14 protein-coding genes are annotated in these 18,478 nt (G+C 42.4%); 5 read left to right on the forward strand and 9 right to left on the reverse strand.

The window, feature by feature from the left end; all coding sequences use genetic code 11:
* Positions 1-35: 35 nt before the first annotated feature.
* Positions 36-950 (reverse strand): sugar phosphate nucleotidyltransferase, encoded by a 915-nt coding sequence (locus B9Y69_RS07930; protein WP_085472395.1) that lies wholly within the window; start codon positions 948-950, stop codon positions 36-38.
* Positions 951-1,009: 59 nt separating this feature from the next.
* A complete protein-coding gene (locus B9Y69_RS07935) occupies positions 1,010-2,560 on the reverse strand; it encodes a helicase HerA-like domain-containing protein (RefSeq protein ID WP_085472396.1) in 1,551 nt (516 codons plus the stop codon).
* A 151-nt stretch (positions 2,561-2,711) separates the two neighbouring features.
* Here B9Y69_RS07935 and B9Y69_RS07940 point away from each other — a divergent pair, with 151 nt between their 5' ends.
* From B9Y69_RS07940 to B9Y69_RS07950, 3 genes are all read left to right on the forward strand, one after another.
* A complete protein-coding gene (locus B9Y69_RS07940) occupies positions 2,712-3,068 on the forward strand; it encodes a hypothetical protein (protein WP_234991137.1) in 357 nt (118 codons plus the stop codon).
* Between the two features lie 105 nt (positions 3,069-3,173).
* Positions 3,174-4,709 (forward strand): SulP family inorganic anion transporter, encoded by a 1,536-nt coding sequence (locus B9Y69_RS07945; protein WP_085472397.1) that lies wholly within the window; start codon positions 3,174-3,176, stop codon positions 4,707-4,709.
* 152 nt (positions 4,710-4,861) lie between these two features.
* The gene (locus tag B9Y69_RS07950; RefSeq protein WP_085472398.1) at positions 4,862-5,509 is read left to right on the forward strand and encodes a carbonic anhydrase; all 648 of its coding nucleotides are present in this window, start codon (positions 4,862-4,864) and stop codon (positions 5,507-5,509) included.
* Positions 5,510-5,599: 90 nt separating this feature from the next.
* Here B9Y69_RS07950 and B9Y69_RS07955 read toward each other — a convergent pair whose 3' ends face one another.
* Genes B9Y69_RS07955 through B9Y69_RS07965 form a run of 3 tightly spaced genes read right to left on the reverse strand, consistent with a single transcriptional unit; the run spans position 5,600 to position 9,543 of the window.
* The gene (locus B9Y69_RS07955) at positions 5,600-6,874 is read right to left on the reverse strand and encodes a hypothetical protein (protein ID WP_085472399.1); all 1,275 of its coding nucleotides are present in this window, start codon (positions 6,872-6,874) and stop codon (positions 5,600-5,602) included.
* Between the two features lie 52 nt (positions 6,875-6,926).
* Positions 6,927-7,475: a phosphoribosyltransferase gene (locus B9Y69_RS07960; RefSeq protein WP_085472400.1), complete on the reverse strand. Its 549-nt coding sequence runs from the start codon at positions 7,473-7,475 to the stop codon at positions 6,927-6,929.
* Positions 7,453-9,543, reverse strand: a complete 2,091-nt coding sequence (locus tag B9Y69_RS07965) for a transglycosylase domain-containing protein (protein WP_085472401.1) — start codon at positions 9,541-9,543, stop codon at positions 7,453-7,455. The genes B9Y69_RS07960 and B9Y69_RS07965 overlap by 23 nt, the downstream gene beginning before the upstream one ends.
* A 145-nt stretch (positions 9,544-9,688) precedes the next feature.
* Here B9Y69_RS07965 and B9Y69_RS07970 point away from each other — a divergent pair, with 145 nt between their 5' ends.
* Together B9Y69_RS07970 and B9Y69_RS07975 are read left to right on the forward strand one after the other, a co-directional pair.
* A complete protein-coding gene (locus B9Y69_RS07970) occupies positions 9,689-9,982 on the forward strand; it encodes a hypothetical protein (RefSeq protein ID WP_144036524.1) in 294 nt (97 codons plus the stop codon).
* A gap of 84 nt (positions 9,983-10,066) precedes the next feature.
* Positions 10,067-11,125 carry an Mrp/NBP35 family ATP-binding protein gene (locus B9Y69_RS07975; protein ID WP_085472403.1) on the forward strand — a complete coding sequence of 353 codons (1,059 nt, stop codon included), beginning with the start codon at positions 10,067-10,069 and terminating at the stop codon, positions 11,123-11,125.
* A gap of 73 nt (positions 11,126-11,198) precedes the next feature.
* On the opposite strand, the gene B9Y69_RS07980 is transcribed toward B9Y69_RS07975, so the two are convergent.
* The 4 genes from B9Y69_RS07980 to B9Y69_RS07995 are packed head-to-tail and all read right to left on the reverse strand — an operon-like array spanning position 11,199 to position 18,440.
* Entirely contained in the window at positions 11,199-12,491 is a 1,293-nt protein-coding gene (locus B9Y69_RS07980; RefSeq protein WP_085472404.1) for a DUF4302 domain-containing protein, read from the reverse strand.
* A gap of 6 nt (positions 12,492-12,497) precedes the next feature.
* A complete protein-coding gene (locus B9Y69_RS07985; protein ID WP_085472405.1) occupies positions 12,498-13,385 on the reverse strand; it encodes a zinc-binding metallopeptidase in 888 nt (295 codons plus the stop codon).
* 1 nt (position 13,386) lies between these two features.
* Positions 13,387-14,973 (reverse strand): RagB/SusD family nutrient uptake outer membrane protein, encoded by a 1,587-nt coding sequence (locus tag B9Y69_RS07990; protein ID WP_085472406.1) that lies wholly within the window; start codon positions 14,971-14,973, stop codon positions 13,387-13,389.
* A 23-nt stretch (positions 14,974-14,996) separates the two neighbouring features.
* On the reverse strand, positions 14,997-18,440 hold the full coding sequence (locus B9Y69_RS07995; protein ID WP_200811760.1) for a SusC/RagA family TonB-linked outer membrane protein: 3,444 nt from the start codon (positions 18,438-18,440) through the stop codon (positions 14,997-14,999).
* Positions 18,441-18,478: the final 38 nt, after the last annotated feature.

Consider the following 18,478-nt stretch of genomic DNA (forward strand, 5'->3'; position numbering starts at 1 on the left):
CAATGTTTCGAGCTTTTTTATTATATCCTTATTTTTTAGAACAATCTCTCTGGATATGCCCCCTCAGCGATCAATTTAGAAATAGACTCCTGAACGATTGGTTTATCTTCCTTGTACGTTACACCAAACCATTTCGATGAAGTTGGGATAACACGGAAATCAGCCATGCCATGTTTTACCATATAATCCGGTACAGAAGGAATAAAGAACTCCGACTTCGGATTATCTGCATTCTCTTCCACAAAACCGTGGAACATTTTCTCTGCCACCTCAAATACTCTCGGTGTAAAGCCCCAGAAATTCATGGATACTCGTGTCTTTGGATCTAGATCAAATTGTTGCTCATTCTCCTCATACACAATCTTACGACCACCATCAGCAGCATCAGTATAGTAAATATTCGTACGTTCCGTAACAGACAACATGTGTCCTTCTTCGTCTACCTCACATACTCCTCTGGATACATAACCGTAGTCTGACATCGTATTTCCAACCTGGAAGCCCATTAATGACATTTTCTCATCTGACACCTCAGTCGTTAAGAATTTAGCCATTTTCTGGAAAGAATCAGATCCGTAAAAATCATCGGCATTAATTACGCAGAAAGGTTCATTGATCTTATCTTTAGCACTCATTACAGCATGTGCCGTACCCCATGGTTTAGAACGTTCGATCACACGATCGATACCAAATTTTGTTAAATCAAAACTCTGAAACGCATAATCAACCTCGATCTTACCGGCCAATTTTTCATCAAAAACCTCACGCATCTTGTCTACAAACTCTTCTCGAATAATAAACACGACTTTCCCAAAACCAGCTTGGATAGCGTCATATATAGAATAATCAATAATCGTCTCGCCATGTGGTCCGAACGCATCAATCTGTTTCAAAGACCCATATCGGCTCGCCATTCCTGCGGCAAGAATTAACAGTGTTGGTTTACTCATTATTTACTTCTGTTAGTAACAATAATTTTTTAAAGGTCTGCAAAGATAAAAATATTATTCTATTTCTTTTTAAAGAAGCTATTCAAGATTCCCGTAGCAAGCTTACCGAGAAACTTTGCGCCCTCTCGTGCCAGCGTTCGAGAGGCTTGATTTGTTGCTGCCTCAAGCGGCGTTTGTCGCGCCCGTCCTCCGCTTGATCGATTGACTTTTGCGGCTTCCTTTTGTGCTTCTTCTTGTGCTTTTTTAGTCTGAAACGTCACCATCTTCTCCTCAATAATCTCAGCTGCCGACCGGTTTTCCTGACGTTCCTGGTACTTTTCCACAAAGGAAGACTGCTGTACCAGCTGTTGATATTCAGCACTTGGAACCGGCCCCATAACCGCACGGGCAGGCACTAGATGCGTGGCGACAACCTCGGTCGGAATACCTTTATCATTCAACACGGTTATCAATGCTTGTCCGATACCTAATGATGTGAGCACGCTATCGATAGCGTAAAAATCTGAATGGGGATATGTTTTTACTGTTTTACGCAAATTTTCAGCATCATTCGGAGTAAAAGCACGTAACGCATGTTGTACTCTATTTCCTAATTGACCTAAAACAGACTCCGGAATATCGGTAGAAGCTTGTGTACAAAAGAAAACACCAACACCTTTCGAGCGAATCAAACGCACAATCTGCTCAATCTGGCTCATAAAAGCTTTTGAAGCACCATTAAACAAAAGATGCGCTTCATCAAAGAAAAAGACAAGCTTAGGCTGATCTAAATCCCCCACTTCCGGCAATGTTTTGAACAACTGAGCAAGCAAGCTCAATAAAAATGTAGAGAACAATAAAGGCTGATCCTGTACATCGGAGATATTCAATAAAGAAATAACGCCTTTACCATCTACCTTATTTATTAAATCCTTAACATCAAAAGCCGTTTCTCCAAAGATATGCGCCAGTCCTTGTTGTTCAACGGCAACAATCTTACGAAGAATAGTTCCGGCAGTAGACGTACTTATCTTCCCATAATCATCCTTAATTTCTTCTGCTCCGGGCCCTTCTGATAAATAAGAAAGTAACTTCTTTAAATCATTTAAATCCACCAGAGGCAGTTTTGTATCATCGGCATATTTAAAAATGGCAGCCAAAACGCCCGTTTGCGTATCATTCAGATCCAAAATGCGGGATAACAACACAGGCCCAAAGTCACTCACTTTAATACGCATGGATGTCCCCAGTTTACCCGTTAAAGAAAACAATTCAATCGGAAAACTAGCCGGCACAAAGGGTACACCAACCGCCTCTCCGCGCTCCAACAGTGCTGGGTTGGTTACTCCAGGTTCTGCCAATCCGGAAAGATCTCCTTTGACATCCAACATAAAAACAGGAACACCCGCGTCAGATAACTGCTCTGCAATAAGCTGTAAGGTCCGGGTCTTCCCCGTTCCGGTCGCCCCGGCAATTAGTCCATGCCTATTCATCATCTTTAGTGCAAGGTTTACGCGCGCATCCGTAACAATATGTCCATTGAGAATACCGGCACCTAATTGGATCGATGCACCTTTGGGGCTATATGATGACTTAACCCGCTCAATAAAAGCCGATTCGTTAGTTTCCATGTTAAATTTTTAATTATGAACTTTACAAAATAAAAGACTTTTCCTATCAAAATCCTTGGTTAAAGATAGAATCATTTACGAAAAAATAACAATTATAATACAAAACCATGATATATTTTTTTCAATTTTTCGTATTTTTGTATCGTAATTTATGTACAACAAGAGAATATTCATATCGACCAAAAAGGTAATAGCTGCAAAGATCTGCTTTGCCGTCTTCTTCGTGAAGATGTTAATTTCGGCTACACCTATGTTCGTGGATGTATTGGATAAAGGCACAATTCTACAGGTGGTTCTGCAACTAGAAATAGAGAATACCGCTAAAGGAAACAACCCATCCGAAGATCTCCATGAAGCAGGTTCGAAATTCTTTAGTACATCATCATCCGACTTTCTGGCCTTCAACCCTACAATTGAAAATAAGGCACAAGAAAGGCACTACCTGCGTAATGAGAAACTCTTTGAGGTATTTCATCCGTCGGTTCCCACCCCGCCTCCTAACTGTTAATTCATTTTTCACCTTAGAACAACTGTTGAAGCATTAAAAATGCTTTGATAGGGATCCTCATGGATTCAATCAAATGAAATGAATTAAAATAGTTAGAAAAATTTTATGTTAGGAACTCGTATGTCTGCTTTTCTAAAATTATCGAAAAGAGACTTAAAATATGACTTTCCAGCTAGTGTTGTGGTGTTTCTAGTAGCACTACCATTATGTTTGGGAATTGCAATGGCCTCTGGTGCGCCATTATTTGCAGGAATTATTACCGGAATTATTGGTGGTATCGTAGTTGCCTCCATCAGTAAATCTCCATTAAGCGTTAGCGGTCCAGCGGCCGGTCTGACGGTGATTGTACTCGGGGCAATTGAAAAACTAGGCGCTTACGAAACGTTCTTATTAGCGGTCGTTATTGCTGGTATCGTTCAACTTATTCTAGGTATCATAAAAGCGGGAATGATTGGCAACTATTTTCCTTCATCTGTTATCTTAGGCATGTTGGCCGCTATCGGGATTACCATAATCTTGAAACAAATTCCACTTGCCTTCGGTATGATTGAAACCCATGCATTTGAGGTGGAAGATGGAGGCGGTATCGCTGCTTTTGGTAACACCATTGTCTCCACCATAAATTGGGGAGCAACCATTATTTGTCTGTTGTCGTTAGCGGTATTAATTTACTGGCCCAAAATAAAAGGATTGAACAAAATACCGGCACCTTTGGTGGTCGTTTTGATCGGAATTGGATTAGCCTTAGCTTTTCAGGGTTCTTCTTATGGACTAACGCCGGAACACTTTGTAATGATCCCAATTGTGAGCTCTTTTCAGGAATTTACAGGACTTTTTGTTTTTCCTGACTTCACACAGATCATAAACAAAGACGTTTGGATTGTAGCCTTTACCATCGCTATTATCGCCAGTCTGGAAACATTACTAAGTATAGAGGCAGTTGATAAACTTGACCCTTTCAAAAGAGTAACGCCAACCAATAGAGAGCTGATTGCACAGGGTATTGGAAACATGACGAGTGGCTTTCTAGGTGGTTTACCGATGACCTCTGTTATCGTTCGCTCTTCTGCAAATGTGCAAGCAGGTGGTCGTACCCGACAATCCGCAATGCTTCATGGTATGTGGTTATTGGTGGCTCTTTTAGCGATCCCTATGGTGATTAACCTTATCCCATTATCGTGTTTAGCCGCTATACTTTTACACACCGGTTTTAAATTAGCGAAACCAGCTCTGTTCAAGGATATGATGCGTAAAGGGTTAGATCAATTTATTCCCTTCTTTATCACGGTTCTAGCCATTGTATTTACAGATCTATTGATGGGTGTTGGTATCGGTATTTTGGTTGCTGTATTTTATATCATCCGCGCAAATATGCAGAATGCATTCAAAATGGAGGTTAAGGAGCAAGATGGCAATCAAACCGTTGTGATGACATTGGCGGAGGAGGTCTCTTTCTTAAATAAAGTGCCTATCCAACAGAAGCTTTACAGTTTACCTAAAACGATTGCAGCTATTCGAATCGATGGAAAGAGTAGTAAATTTATCGACAAGGATGTTATCGAAGTACTCAAGGACTTTGAGATGAACGCCGTCAGCAAGGGGATTGATATCGAACTCGAATCGATCACGTACAAAAAATAATAAATGCTTCAAGAGCCGTGTATCTACTATGGTGCGTAAATCAATGATATGCGGCTCTTTCACAGCTTTATCAAACAAATACTTTAAGAAAACAATTTAATGCAGTAACTTGGTTGAATTTTTATTCGACCACTATTTAAAATATAAATAACATGGGAAATCAAGATTTAGAAAAAGGCTTTCAAGAAATTTTAGACGGTAACAAGAACTGGATGGAGTTTGTCGCCAATGATACTACAGGACGTTTCGAACAACTAGCAAAAGGTCAAAATCCAGAAGTATTATGGATCGGCTGTGCCGATAGCCGTGTTCCTGCCAATGAATTAACTGGAAAAAAACCTGGACAAGTATTTGTTCACCGTAACATCGCCAACCTATGTGTACACTCGGATATGAGTATGCTATCGGTACTCGATTACGCCGTAAATGTTCTAAAAGTTAAGCATATTATTTTAGCAGGTCACTATGCTTGTGGTGGTGTAGCAGCAGCTATCTCCAGTAAACAACATGGCATTATTGACAACTGGTTATGCCATATCAAAGACGTATACCGTTTACACCAAAAAGAACTTGATGCCATCGAAGATCAAGAAAGCAAAACGGATAGATTGGTAGAGCTAAACGTTAAGGAACAGGTTTTCAACCTATGTACAACATCGATCGTACAATCTGCATGGAAAAATGGACAGGACCTTGCTATTCATGGTATGGTGATTAACATCGGCACAGGAGAGCTTATTGATCTAAACCTTACCCAGGCGAATAATGAAAATCTAGATAAGGTTTTCCAATATCAATAGAATTAACAATACGGATTAAATATTAAGAGGCTGTATCTTATTTTGATACAGCCTCTACTTTTTTAAGGTCCACAATAAAAAGATCCAGGGTTAGTGTATGGGTTGCCCCTCTTGCGTAACACGCTGTACATACGGACTTGCATATCGATCCAATAGGGTTGCAAATTGATACCTTGTCACCAACTTGTCTACATCAAAATTGCCTTCAAACTTTAGTTTACTATTCCAATCTTTAGCAATCTGTTTCTCTATCTCATCACCTCGTAACCCCACAAACTTAAGTAAGCTCAGGTAGTCCTTCCAATAGAACTCACTTCCTTTATTATCTAAAAACCAAAGTTGGCTTCGTGTAAATAATTTATTAAATACCGGCTCTACTTCTTCGTACCGAACAGGCGCTTCTTTCACAAAATAGTAACCCGGATCGACCTTCATTCCTTTAAACAAGTTACTTAGTCCTATTTTCTGAATCGACATAAAATTGGGATCATCTGTTGCTATATCCTGAAAAGGCACAATACGTGCACCGTATGTTAGCAACTCTGTTTGTAATTTGCGGACATCCACTTTGCTTACCGCTGTTTTAAAGAAAGCCGTATACGCCACAATAGCTCCCAATGCTTGCCCAATATTCGCTTTTAGAGGAATAGTGGCTTGTTCTTGATCAAGCAACTGCTGAACCGCAAACAAGTTTAATACATTATCCTTTTCTAAAAATATCATATTGGAAAAAGTTAAACCATAGATCTGATCCCCCGATTGCCCACTAGCGATTAACGTCCGTACCTGTTCGGCATTTAAACGCTCGACAGGAAGCAAACGTCCTGGTTTTGCATGCATAATGGCGCTTCCTGTAAACGAGTGTAACAGCTGGTCAGAAGTGGCGTCCACTACGCCACGTACATCATATTTTTGCTTATTAGAGCATGTGATGGTCCATGTATTCTTATTGCGCTTCATGGACTCAATCTTTTGTTCTTTCACGACCAATAAATTTGTCTGCTTAAGAAGAAGTTTCTCTAACGCGTTCGCTGCTAGTTGCGGATTTATATCCTTCTTCACCAAGGCTGCAATGGAATCACTTTTTGTTTGTGAAATGGCCATCTCCATCAATAGGCTCATCCAAATTCCGCCGTCCAGGTTTGCCAGATTATCAAAAGACAATGGCTTCGTTGTCAGCTCGGGAACCATCTTCGAACCCGGCAAAATCCACAGCGTCGGCACATTGGAAAGCGAACTTTGTAATGCAGCTGCATAGGCCGTTATATCATCGCCATACACCAACACCTGTGGTTTTAATTTCTTTTGCCCAAAGGCTACTGCGCTATAACAGAGATATAAAAAGACAAATATAATGGGGCGCATAGTGACGTTGCTTTAAAGGAGACCTAAGAGTTGAATTTCCTCCAATCTCCACTTAGTGGGAGATCGGTACATTTTTATAAATATCAGGAAGGTTTCGATACTGTCTATTGTAATCCAGACCGTACCCCACCACAAACTCCTTCTCTATTTCGAAACCCACTTGAATAATATTATCGAACTCGTACTGTAAACAATCTGGTTTCATCAAAAGAGCACATACACCAACACTTGCTACGTTATGTTTTTCTAATGCTTCCAAGGTGTGTTTTAGAGAGTTCCCTGAGTCGATCACGTCTTCTATAATGATCACGTGACGGTTCGCTAAATCAATGCCAACTCCTAGCAACTCATGAATCATATCCCCCTGAGCTGTTCCATCATAGGATGCCAACTTCACAAATGATAACTCGCAAGGGATTTCGATACATTTCATCAAATCGGCCATAAACATAAAACATCCATTCAATACACCAATAAAAACAGGGTTCTTACCGGCATATTGTACGCTAATGTCAAGTCCCATAAGACGTACCGCTTTTTGGATTTGTTCGTACCCGATGAACTCCTCAAAGTATAAATTATCGATTTGAATTTTCTTCATTATTTTTATTGTTTGGATCCTTGCCAAATAATTTATCCATCAATTTTGCACGCATCGCCTCTTCCTGTTCCAACTCACGAATGATTGTGTTCTGCTGTTCATCCATATCGGTATAAGCTGAATCGACCACGCCAATAGGGCGCGCAGGACGTAAGCCCGGTTGCAGAACCACTCCATAGAAGCCATAAGACTCCGGTACTTCCTCGTCCATAAGTTGCCCGCGTTTATTCATAATATACCCATACGTATTAAAATGCCGTTGTACCCACGGAAGGAGGTGTCCTGTGTAATCGAAAGAGGATAATCCCGTTTTGGGACGCGGAACTATACTCGATAAGAAGAGACTTTCCCCAATATTAAGTTCACTGGGTTTCTTGCCAAAATAATAGTGCGCGGCCTCTTGAATGCCATATACATTTTTTCCCCACTCAATCACATTCAAATACACCTCTAACATCCGGTCCTTGCTAACTTGTCTAGAACTTTCCATCAACCAGACCAGCAAAATCTCCTCGAACTTACGCATCATGGTTTTATTCCTATTCAAGAACACATTTTTGACTAGCTGCATCGAGATAGTGCTCGCACCACGCTTGAACTTACGCTCCTTAATATTGGTAACTATCGATAGTTTAAAAGCTTCCTCTTCAAACCCTTTATGTTGATAGAAATACGGATCTTCGGTATTTAAAACTGTTTTTTTAAGTATGGGAGCAATTTGGTTCAACGGTGTAAACTTCGGGTTTTGTGGTCCTAATACAATTTGCCGCATCAAAACACTGTCTTCGTAAGCGTCATAGGTAAAAGCGGTATTCATGGTTTTTATATCGGCCTTCCCCCATTGTATTACTTTCAACTCAGCATCGTCCATCTTAGACGAAAAGACAAGTTTATCTGGCTGATCGAAATTGACCGAAAAATCTAAATCATAGGCTATTCGGCCTGAAACCTTTATCCCTTCAAGTCCTGGGAAGAGTCCCTCTGGAATCGCATCAAATAGCTTCTCCGCCTCGAATTTCCCCGTATGAACTGAAAGAGCTAATGTTTTATGTGGTTTTGGAACAAACTTTAGATACGGTTGAAACACAAACTCTTTCACCTGAATCGTACTTCCAGGATTCACTTCTAAAGCATTCCGGCTGATATTTATCTGCCCTTCACCCAGCCCCTCCGGCAAGAGAATATCCCTTTCTGATAACCTTCGATGATTTACTTTTAAGTTGGTGAACGACCATTTCCCTGCCACGGTAAGTGAATCCCTTCCCTCACGCTTTACCTTACGCAGGTCAAACATCACTTCATCAAAGCTAACGCCTAATCCCAATTTTCGACGTAACAAAGGAAGTTCAACCTGCTTCTGTTCCGATGAGACTTTCACGAGCAATTGCTGCTTATCCGGGTTTACATGCCCCGAAAAGTTCCATTGTGCATCGTGTTCATTTAAAAAAAGACTAGTCTCAAAATCGCCTCCATCAATCTCTGCTCGCGGCACCCGTATACGCTGTTGTAAGCTGTCATCCTGATAGGAAAGCTCAAAATTATCGAGCTCCATATTGCTTGGTATCTTGAAAAAGACCTTTTTCATCAACCCATCGATCAGTGCCGCATAATTCCGTTCATCGTCTCCCTTCTCTTTTGCTTTTTCTTTCTTCTTAAAAAGAAAATCATAATTGCTTACGCTATCCTTCTTAACGAGCGTCACCTTGGCATTATTCAATACCAGATTTCCAATTTTGACATCACCGAATAAAAGAGGCCATAAGCGAACAGTAACGGCCATCTGCTTGATATCAGCCAGTTGTTCACGCTCTCGAGGGAGAACTTCGATATGATCGAAGGTAACCGTCGCTAAGCCTGTAAAGCGATAATCGCGTACTTTGAAATCAATATTATAATCACGTAAGAGAACACCCTCAGCCTTTGTCATCGCCTTTTTTAGCATAGCCCCACGCACACTTAACCCCACAGCCAACGCGGTTAGGATAAGCCCGAGCAATACCGCCAAAGCAATATAAATTGCTTTCTTCTGTTTAGGTGTAATCTGGGATAAGGCATTCAACAACTTCATTCCGCTTGCTTTTCTATTCGTGTATGTTTTTCACAGGTTAAACTTAGATAAATTTGCCATTATTACCAATAAAATGAGCCTTCACCCCGTCATAAATTTGCTTATTTAACTTATTTTCACTATATTACGATTATCTCAAATGCGTATGAAAAATAATATCTTAATAAATTACCCCAAAGCAAATTCTAGCCCTGTAATGGTAGACTACCGAGTATCGAACGAGGGAAAATTAAAAACAATTTCTTGTGCAGTATCAAACGCACAAATCCTACCAAGCTGGTTAGAAATGCAAAAGTTTGAATTGGTAGCCCTAAAAGAAAAGGACGGCTACAGTTTGCTCTTCCATGAAAAGAAGTTTGACAAAAACCTAGACACAGTATTGTTTATTGATCAGGTGTTTGAACGTATTATGGAAGCTAGAAACCAACCTATAAACTAGGTTTTTCGCTAATTTTCTTTAACAACACAGGCATGACATGATTATCCCAAGCAATTACGTAAATTTGCGGGATACAACAGTATTATGATTACGAAAGAACAAGTATTACATGCCTTGGGTCATGTCGAGGAACCGGATCTCAAGAAGGATTTGGTAACCTTGAACATGATTCAGAACATTGAAATATTACCCAATAAAGTAAAGTTTGATGTTGTCCTTACAACACCGGCCTGCCCACTCAAAGGCCATATTGAACATGCTTGTCGCAATGCTATTGCCTTATTTATCGGTAAGGAAGTTGAGGCAGAGATCAATATGACTGCGCGTGTTGTCAGCACCGAAACCAATCAGTTGGATGGTATCAAGAATATTATCTTGGTCTCTTCTGGAAAAGGTGGTGTTGGTAAATCGACAGTTGCGAGCAACCTAGCGTTAGCGCTAGCGGAGACTGGCGCCAAAACAGGTCTTTTAGATGCTGATATCTATGGACCATCGTTACCTATCATGTTTGGTCTAGAGGGTGCACGTCCGGAGTCTATGCAGACACCAGATGGCAAAACGAAAATTTTACCGATTGAGAAATTTGGGCTAAAACTCTTATCAATTGGTTTTTTTACGGATCCAAACCAGCCTATTCCTTGGCGTGGACCGATGGCAACATCGGCAATTAAGCAGCTTTTTGGTGATAGCCACTGGGGTGAACTGGATTATCTGGTTGTAGATATGCCGCCGGGTACAGGCGATATCCATATCACGGTTTCGCAGACCTACCCTATTTCGGGCGCTGTTATCGTTACGACACCGCAGCAGGTTGCGCTAGCAGATGCAATTAAAGGCATGGCGATGTACCAAATGGAAGGTATTAATGTGCCTATCCTAGGTGTCGTTGAAAATATGGCCTACTTTACGCCGGCTGAACTTCCAGAAAACAAATACTACATTTTTGGTAAAGATGGTGGTAAAAAGTTAGCAGAAGATAATAACACCACTTTCTTAGGTGAAATCCCATTGGTGAAATCTATTGCCGATGCGGGTGATAATGGTTTTCCAATTTTATTGGATGCCGATGATAAAGTTGTTGCTTCCTTCCATGAGATCGCAGGTCGTGTAGCACAAGAGCTCAGCATTTTAGCAAATAAATAGAAAAAGTCTACAAGACACATAAAATAGAAAAGGGAGGTCAAAAACATTGATCTCCCTTTTCCTTTTTTATGATTTAATTATTTAATGGGTCGTTGATCGGAGCCAGCGTCACACGCATGGTGTTTTGTGCATTATTGACATCCGTTAACAGTAGCTCGATCGGCGCACTCGAAGTATCTGTTGTGGTTATCCGGAAAACCGTAGTAAAAAATGGCGCAGCAATCTGGTTCAGTCCTCCAAACCAATACTTATTAACGTCAAATACTTCTACTTGCCAATAATAGTACCGACCACCGAAGTCAGTCCTTAAGATATCACCATCCGTAGTGGAAAGAGTAGTATCGAAGACAAAAAGTGCTATAACTGAATTGTCAAAAACGCCTATCAAACCATAGACCATATTGTATGGCCCAAAATAAACATTGTTTAACTCCACATTTCTATTTTTAAAATTGACCTTTGTAACATCCCATAATTCTTTTCCATACGCTCCCAAATTGTTATAGGACAGTGACCAGCGATTGTTTACAAACCACGTGTTTAAGGCTTGATAGGATGTATAGATTTTGAATGTCCGATCTTTATCCGTGTAAAAACCCCTACGTTCTCCCGGTACTCCCTCAAAGTCTAAGGTCTTGACCGCTACCCCCCCGATCTTCACCTCCTCGTAGAACTCCAGTCCGTTTGGTATAACCCGAAAAGAAACACTACTGTTATCATCTGCCAGTCCGCGTAGTACCCTTCTGCTGTATGTCAATGGTTTAATCTCACCACTGGCGCTCTCTAGGGTAAAGTTCTCCAAACTCGAAAACATCACACTATTTCTATAAAAGTCTGCGGACTTTGTTTCGAACTCATCACCTTGCAAGGGCAGCATTACGATCTCATTTCCACTTTTCTTTCCTTTTAGCACCACACGCTCCGGTGTCGCCTCTTGGATCACAAATTCAAAATCCCCCTTCATTCCCGTATCGGAATTTCCAATTCCACCATTATCCACGCCAGGCTCTGAAAACAGATGGATCACTTTGTTGTACCCATTAAACGTGAGCGTTGCAGAAAGTTCAGGGACCACCGCATACGTGCTGGTTAGGACATCGGTATTGACATCCGACGTTAAAGTAACCTGCGCATTGGATATAAACTTGGCAAAGATGGTGTATCCCCCAAACTCTCGTCCTGAACTAGGGTAATACTTCATCATCCAGCCGGCTTTATTTCCTTGAAGCACGGCATATGCTTCCTGAACGGCAGCGGTCATACGAACAGAGGCATTCTCATCAAAAATAGGGTCTTCTAATCTCTTACAGGATGAAACCAAGAGAAAAGGAATAATAAATAATATAAGCAAATATCTCTTTTTCATACACTTTTAGTTTAATGACAACTGATCTATGTTGGGTAGATTAGCCTGTCTCTTCAGTATCTCATCACGCAGCTCATCGAGATCTATGTTCCATACGCTGTGAAAGTATGCCCGTACAATCTCTAACTTCCGCTCCAAGATCGGACGACCTACCTCTCCCCCTCTAGCTACCCGCTCTTCCCACTGTTCGGGAGATAACAAAATGTAAAAAGAGTAAACCTCTACAAAATCTTCTTTTGCTTCCTTGGATGCATAGGGCGATATAAAGCCGGCTATTAATCCAGTGCTTTCTCCATATTCGGTATTCCAGGCATCAGAGACATAGCCTGCGGCACTGATTTCATCGAATGATCTGGAAAAATCTTTCGTCTGATTAAGAATGTGGGCAAACTCATGGTGTATGGTCCTGAAATACATTCTGTTCAGATAGTTAATATTCGTACTTGCACCTGCGGTCAATGCATTGAGATTGTACATGGTTATCTTTCGTCCACCCTCTGCAGTTCCCAGCACCATCGTTCCGTTGTTACGATAGGCAGGCGAACCGATATAGCTCAAGGATTTGGGGAAATAAGATCGAATAAAATCCGTGCTCCCGGTCACCTCGTCGTAAGGTTCAATACCCAAGTATTTAAATAATACAGTCATACGTACGGCACTTTCATAGGTAGCGGGACTGAGGTTGTAATTCATATCCGACTCACCATCGACATACTTATAGATTACACCGACATTGTACGGTTTTATAAAATGTTCTTCAATAAAGAGGTCCAGTTCATTCTTGTCGATTTTTAGGTCGGTAAATACGCTATCGGGCGATATTTTATCCGCTGAACACGCCCATGTAAAGAGCAGTATAATGGCTATGGTAAATTTATGTATATTCTTTTTCATCTTATCTCGGATTTGGAGTTAAACCGGCCGTAATCACTTCTATGGGAAGTTGCAAGGCCATGCGCTTATCTCGTTTTTCTAGTTTTGTTGCCGTTTCTACCACATCTACCTCGCCAGAAGCTATTACCCGACGTTCTACCTCGATCCCATATCGCTTCACATCTATCCAGCGCAGCCCCAAGTGCATGGTTTCCAAGCGTCGAATATGCAGTAATGCATGTAGCATGTTTTCCTGCACACCTTCCTCAATCAAGAACTCCGGATTGAGTTTCTTTTTTGGCGTTGACTTCAACGCTGTGTAATATTTCGTCCGCCCAGCCCATGCATTTACACTATCCATGTTAAAGGTAGCTGGTGGGTCGACCACACTGTTGTCTACCCACCTCTTCATATCCACGATCGCTTCTTCATATCGTTTCAAATGGATCAATGCTTCAGCACGGACCAACATGGTCTCCTCGGTGGTAAAAGGGGCATACACCGCCCATCTGTAGCCTATTCCTGCTACGGGATCCGTATATTCAAACATGTAGGATACTCGGGGGACCAAAGTTTTATCCAGATTTGTTCCGGTATATACAAAGACCCGAGGCCGATAACCTGTATTAGAATAGCTGCCGAAAGGACCATTCGCAAAGAACGTTTGCTCCCTTGCAATCAAGTTGCCATGGCTGAATCGGGATCCCGTATAAGAGGCGCCAAAATACAACCCTTGATTGGAGTAGGCTGTTTGTAATAGCAGGTTCGACTTTTCGTTACTTGAGTTATAAAACACCGCCAAAGCACTGACACTACTAACAGCATTTGCCGCAATCCCAATATTATCCCGCATTAATGCTCTCGGATTTACGCCGATGGCCTTGTTGGCATAACGTACCGCATCTTCCCATTCCTCCATATACAACGCCACACGCGCTGCAAAAGCATTGGCCGTCGCAACATTCATGTGAAAGCTCGTTGTGGTTCCATAACTCGTATCATCAATCAAGGGCAATGCCTCTTCAAGATCGCGACGGATGGCTTCATACACATCTTTTACACTTTTTCGCTCATACGTTACAACCAACTCTGTTTCTGGTTTCGTGATGTAAGGTATCCCCAGATCCGTCGCGGCATACTGCTTCGCATAGTGTTGGCAGAACATATTGACCAATAGAAAATGTGCGTAGGCTCTCGCTGCCAGTGCTTCTCCACGCTGTGGGTTCAAGGATGCAGGATTGCCCATTGCCTCAATGGCTTCCAATGCCTCGTTGGCATTGGCAATAGCGCTATAACAAGCCTGCCAAAATATGGTGGGACTATCTGTACCTGTTTCTGTTATACGTTCCCATCGAAATATCTGTTCCAAGAATCGTCCGCCATAAGGGTTTAACGGACCATAGTCATCCACATTGTCGGACGATAATTCAAAAGGCACCAAGTAGGAAGAAGTGGGATACGCCGAAACGAGTAATTTCTTTATCTTCAATTCCGAATCCACCTCTGTTCTATTATCCGGTAGTTCATCTAAAAATTTATTACAGCCAGATAATCCTATCGCTCCCCCTATGATTACGAGCAGCAAGTATTTGTATATTAATGCTTTCATGTTTTCTTTGTTCTATCTGATTCCTATAGTCCTACACGTAATGTTAAAGTATATTGTCTTGGAATAGGCGCCGCAACACCACCCACGTTCATAAATTCGGGGGCCTGACCGTTCAGTTTTTTATCCGCATATATTAAAAAGAGATTCGTGGCATTGAACCGTACCGCGAAAGAGTTTATCTTCCAAGGGGCAATCAAACGTTTGGGCAGATCGTACGTCAACGATACATCCTTCATCCGTATAAAGTTCCCACTCGCCATCCGCGCTGTCGAATAGTTGTACGAGCTATACGCATACCTCAAGTTGCCACCATATACATTATTCAATCGTTGGGAAGCGATTGCTGGAATATTGGTATAGGCCTCATCGCCGACCACCATCCAGCGATCAGCCATCTCGCGTCGGGAAGCCACCAGATCACTGTATTCATTGCTAAAGACAGGATCCAGGCGTGCCACGTTACCCAGCGAATAGGTCACGAAAATATTTAAAGCCAGGTCTTTGTACTTAAAGGTATTTCCAAAACTACCAAAGCCCTTGGGGTCAACGGGACCTTCATATTTCAAATACCCCCTATTATCCCGCTCCTGGAAATAGATTGCTGTAATGGTCTCTTCCCCTCCGACTCCCGTAAACACGGGCAGCCCCTGATCATTAAGGCGCTCAAAAGGTATAGAGTAGAGCCCGCGGGCCGGTCGGCCCACTTCAGCAAAACCCGTACCGGTAATGAGATCTATCACACGCGCCCTATTATCCAATTTGGTTACTTTTGTTGTGACATGGGTATAAAAAAAGTTCGATGTCCACTGAAAATCTTCTTTTTTAATAATATGTCCGGTCAACCCCAACTCTAAACCTTGAGACTTCATCTCGGCCATGTTTCCGAATCTGGAAATAAAACCACTCCCCCCCTGTGTATTCACGATACCTATCAGGTCAAAATTATTCCGTTGAAACCAATCGAATTCTACATTTAAGCAATTCGACAGTACACCGATCGAGGCTCCAAGGTTGAGTTCATGCTTTTTCTCATAGGTAAGTTCGCTATTTTGGGGATCCCTGATCCGCAAGGCCGATTCGTAATCTCTTGTTGATGGCCGCCAAGGCACATAAGGCCCGATTACGGCACTTGAGTTGGTTACATACGTAGGGCCACGATCGCCGGTTAAACTGTAGGATGCTTTCAGCATCAAGTGGGACAGTACCGGTCTGAAGTTATCGAAAAACTCCTCCTGATGCGCATTCCAGGCGCCGGAAATATTCCATGTCGGCATCCAACGCGCTGAACGCGCTTTACCCAGTTTATTTGCTCCCTCATACCGAAACGTTCCATTGACGACATACCGACCGTCATACGAATAGGTTGCATTTGCAAAAAAAGCAACCTGACGCAAGGTTGAGTTTGCTACCGTATAATACGGTGAATTACGCTCTTGACCTTGCTTAAACGCGAGGTAGCTTGGAAACGGACTTTCGCCCAGGTCATACTGCAAGCCCCACGCACGGAACCAAGAGTTATACCGCTGTATATCACTGATTTCAGACCCAGCAAAGATACTTATCGAGTTTCTGTCAAACGTCTTATTGTACTGCCCTGTAAAACGGAGAAGCTTGTCTGTCATCTTATGATCCGTTCGATTATAGATCCCGCCCTCTGGTAACACCGATATGGGTATTGCATATGGGTCGTCAAGATCTTTATAGAGATAGGTATTTGCATCCCTAATTGCTGTGGTAGGCATCCAACGGTAGGCTGTCGCCTGATTGGATTGATCTTTAACGTGGTGATGTTGCGTAGATGTTTGGTAACGGATCGCGGCCAATGCACCCAGCTCGAGCTCCGGTAATACCTTCCACTTTAGATCCCCCTGGAACTTCACTTCGGTGAGATCAATATCCATATAATTGTTTTCCAGCTCGTGCAGGATATTGAACGGTGCATAATTACGGGTGTAAAACGTATTGGGATCTAAGGTCCGCGCGGTATTCATCGCGTATGCATACGGATTAATATCAAAATCGCGCCGAACAGTTCCCCACACCACGTCCGTTGACTGTCCCAAGGTACCTGGAGCTTGTTGATCCCGGTACGATCCGTTCGAAAGGATGTTTAGCTTTATCTTGTCTGTGATGTTATAATTGGCATTAAAGTTTGCCGTGTAACGGTTGACCCCGCTCCGCTTGGTCCAGCCTGGATCGACCAGTGCACTAATAGAACTATAGTACTGTGATTTCTCGTTCCCCGAGGACATACTCACGGAGTGATTATGCTGTAGATTAGCACTAAACAGTTCCTTAAACCAATTTGTGTTCCGGTATTCGGCTTCGCGAAGGAAGGCGTTGACATGGACTTGGTCGGTATATAAGTCATTGAAAAGTTGACTTGTATTGATCAGTTCATACATTTTACCGTATACCCCGCTTGATGAGGCATTGGAAGTAGCGGCGTGCCTAAGGTAGCCTTTGTTGTACATGTCTTGATACACGGACATCTGCTGTTGGGAGTTCATGATATTAAACTCACCATATCTTGGAACGGCACGCGAAGTATACTCTCCCGCATAGTTAATGGAGCTTCTGCCGGCGGTACCACGTTTCGTTGTGATGACGATGACCCCAGACATTGCGCGTGCACCGTAAATCGAGGTTGCGGAACCATCTTTTAGGATCTGGAACGATTCGATATCATTGGCATTCAAACCAGCAACGGCAGAACTGATCAGCGTCAATGCATCTCCCGAAGATAGTTCATCGGCATTGACATCCGCCACGTCTTCGATAATCATACCATCCACGACCCACAGTGGCTTTGAGCTTCCGTAGATCGAGGTCGCTCCCCGAACACGTATCCGTGGAGCCGTACCGAAGGTACCACTGACATTCTGTACCGACACCCCCGATACGCGCCCTTCAAGGCCTCGGCTGGGGTCGGCCAATCCACCAATCTGCGCATCTTCCCCGGATATCCTGGAAGTAGCTCCCGTAAACACCCGACGATCCACCCGTTGCCCCATTCCCGTTACCACAACTTCTTCAATTTCACTCTGTAAAAATCGCATTTGTATATTAATCGTGGTTCTATTTCCGACTGTCTCTTCTTGTTGTTGGTATCCTACAAATCGAAATAGAAGCACATCTTCTGGGACAACCTGCATGGTATAATTACCATTGAGATCGGTCATAGTTGTTGCAGATCGTCCTTTAATGGTAATGGTGACGCCTACAAGCGGCCTCCCTTCATCGGCTGTTACTTTTCCGGTAATCGTTCGTTGTTGCAGCACAGTGCTTATTACCGCCAGGGAGCTCTCTCCCTTTACTGAAGTGTGTTTTTTCGCATCTTCCTTTGCAAATGTCGTCGACACTGTTAGCAACAGGAGTACTCCTGTTGCTCTTATAATTCGGTTATATAATGGTAAGAACACTATAATACAGTACTTACACATCTTATCAAGTAAGAAGTTCGTCATACATTGATTTTTATATGAAGGTTAATTTTTTAATTGTT

Source organism: Sphingobacterium psychroaquaticum, assembly GCF_900177625.1.
Taxonomy (GTDB): Bacteria; Bacteroidota; Bacteroidia; order Sphingobacteriales; family Sphingobacteriaceae; genus Sphingobacterium; species Sphingobacterium psychroaquaticum.